This window comes from Paenibacillus jamilae (genome assembly GCF_050482105.1).
GTDB lineage: Bacteria > Bacillota > Bacilli > Paenibacillales > Paenibacillaceae > Paenibacillus > Paenibacillus jamilae_B.
Genome location: NZ_JBCNHI010000031.1, coordinates 1 through 269, shown reverse-complemented (window position 1 = coordinate 269; position 269 = coordinate 1). Strand labels below are relative to the sequence as shown.

At 48.7% G+C, this 269-nt stretch carries 1 protein-coding gene; it reads right to left on the bottom strand.

All coding sequences use genetic code 11. The features are described 5' to 3' along the window. A partial coding sequence (locus tag ABEW32_RS24560; RefSeq protein WP_430192678.1) for a phosphopantetheine-binding protein occupies nucleotides 1–269 on the bottom strand: 269 nt, incomplete at both ends.

Below are 269 nucleotides of genomic sequence, written 5' to 3'. Positions count from 1 at the left end.
TCTCCGCCTTCCAGGTGACTTAGAACGTACATCCGTTTTTGCGCCGAGGAAACAGGATAATATTCGCGCTCCTCTGCCACAGGTATGGATACATACGTTTGCGGGGTCTGATCTTCACCCATCACCTGTACCAATTGCTCAATCGTCGGATATTGGAAAATGTCTCGCAAGGCCAGCTTGTAATTCAGCTCCTGATGGATTTTCGCCATCAGGGTGGTGGCACGCAGTGAATGTCCTCCCACTTCAAAAAAGTTATCCTTAATGCCTAC